This is a genomic window from Microbacterium sp. Bi128 (genome assembly GCF_918698205.1).
This window is the reverse complement of record NZ_CAKKMM010001121.1, coordinates 1-1,685: the sequence shown is the minus strand read 5'-3', so window position 1 is coordinate 1,685 and position 1,685 is coordinate 1. Positions and strand designations below refer to the sequence as shown.

Genomic DNA, 1,685 nt, shown 5'->3' with positions numbered 1-1,685 from the left:
CTCCTGGAGGATGCGGTGCAGTTCCTGGGTGCTGACGAAGTCCGCCAGGTCGTCCAAGGCGGCACTGACGGCGAGGCGCTGCTTGGTGACGCGCTGTTCCTTGCCCTGCACGGGTGCCGAGGCCGGAGTCCGGCTGCTGCCGGTGGTAGCGCCTTGGGACATCGTGGAACTCGCTTCGTCAAAAGAATTCGCGGGTGGGACTCGCTGAGGGTGGCAATGTCCAAGATTACCAGCGCCCAAGATTGCCAGCGGCGCTTCGTGGACACTGTGACGGCTGGTGCCTAGGCTGGCCGGATGAAGCTGACCAAATTTACTCACGCCTGTGTCCGCCTCGAACAGGACGGCCGGGTGCTGGTGTTTGACCCGGGCACCTTTTCGGAGACGGACCAGGCCCTGGCCGGAGCACATGCGGTGCTCATTACCCACGAGCACGCGGACCATGTGGACGTCGACGCCGTCGCCGCGGCGTTGCAGTCGAACACCACCCTTGAGCTTTTCGCCCCGGAGGCCGTGGCCGCGACGCTCCGCGGCAAGGCGCCCGACGCCGGAAGCCGCATCTATGCGGCGGGCGCGGGTGAGGAATTTGAAACGTCGGGCTTCGCCATCAGGACCTTTGGCGGCCAGCACGCCCTCATCCATCCGCAGATCCCCGTGGTGGCCAACGTCGGCTACCTCGTCGACGGCAATGTCTACCACCCGGGGGACTCCTTCGCGATCCCCGACGGCGTCGATGTCAAGACGCTGCTTGTACCCATCCACGCCCCGTGGAACAAGGTGGGCGAAGTGGTGGATTTTGTCATTGGTGTCCGCGCACCACAGGCCTTCCCGATCCACGACGCGCTCCTGAACGAGCTGGGCCGCGGCCTGGTGGAGGGGCACGTGACCCGGATCGGCGCCAAGTACGGCACCGAGTACCGGCACCTTTCCGCCGGCGATACAGCGGAGGTTTAGCCGCCGCTGGCGCCTTGGCGGGCTTAGGCCGGCGTGCTGACGGGCGGGCTGGCCGGCTGGTTTAGGCCGGCCAGGCGCCGGTCCGGAAGAACTCGCCCAGCACGGCCTCGTGGGGTTCGGGATCCAGGCCGTGGGCCGCCAGCCACTCCGGGTTGTAGTAATTTCCGGCGTAGCGGTCCCCGGCGTCGCACATCAGGGTCACAACACTGCCCCGGCGGCCCTCCGCGATCATCCCGGCGATGAGCTGCCACGCGCCCCAGAGGTTGGTCCCGGTGGACGGACCCGCGTGCAGACCGGCGTGGTCCCTCAGATGCCGCATGGCCGCCACCGACGCGGCGTCGGGAACCTGGATCATGTGGTCGATCACGGCGGGCACAAAACTCGGCTCCATCCGCGGCCGGCCGATGCCCTCGATGCGGGAGGGCAATCCCGCCGCGGGTGCGTCAGCTGCAGTCCCGCCGCCAGCTGTCCCGCCGTCGGGCCGGCTGTTCCGCCAGCCCGGATAGAACGCGGAATTTTCAGGGTCGACGACGGCGAGGCCCGTCTCGTAGCGGTGGTAGCGCAGGTACCGGCCAATCGTGGCGCTGGTCCCGCCGGTGCCGGCCCCGACCACCACCCAGCCGGGGACCGGGTGCTCCTCCAGCGCCAGCTGGCCGAAGATCGATTCGGCGATGTTGTTATTCCCGCGCCAGTCCGTGGCCCGTTCGGCGTACGTGAATTGGTCCATGTAGTGC

General features: G+C 68.0%; 2 protein-coding genes and 1 pseudogene. 1 reads left to right on the top strand and 2 read right to left on the bottom strand.

Annotated features, from left to right (window positions below):
* Nucleotides 1–162, bottom strand: a pseudogene (locus tag LQV45_RS30405) (transcriptional repressor); the annotation flags it as partial.
* Nucleotides 163–294: 132 nt separating this feature from the next.
* Between LQV45_RS30405 and LQV45_RS30400 the strand changes: the two are divergent.
* The gene (locus LQV45_RS30400; protein WP_230010952.1) at nucleotides 295–951 is read left to right on the top strand and encodes an MBL fold metallo-hydrolase; all 657 of its coding nucleotides are present in this window, start codon (nucleotides 295–297) and stop codon (nucleotides 949–951) included.
* A gap of 61 nt (nucleotides 952–1,012) precedes the next feature.
* On the opposite strand, the gene LQV45_RS30395 is transcribed toward LQV45_RS30400, so the two are convergent.
* Nucleotides 1,013–1,685 (bottom strand): pyridoxal-phosphate dependent enzyme (locus LQV45_RS30395; protein WP_230010950.1); only part of this gene is annotated, 673 nt, incomplete at its 5' end.

Excerpts from the sequence above, each read along its gene's own strand:
- LQV45_RS30400 (WP_230010952.1), top strand. The coding sequence starts at position 295 with ATGAAGCTGACCAAATTTACTCACGCCTGTGTCCGCCTCGAACAGGAC.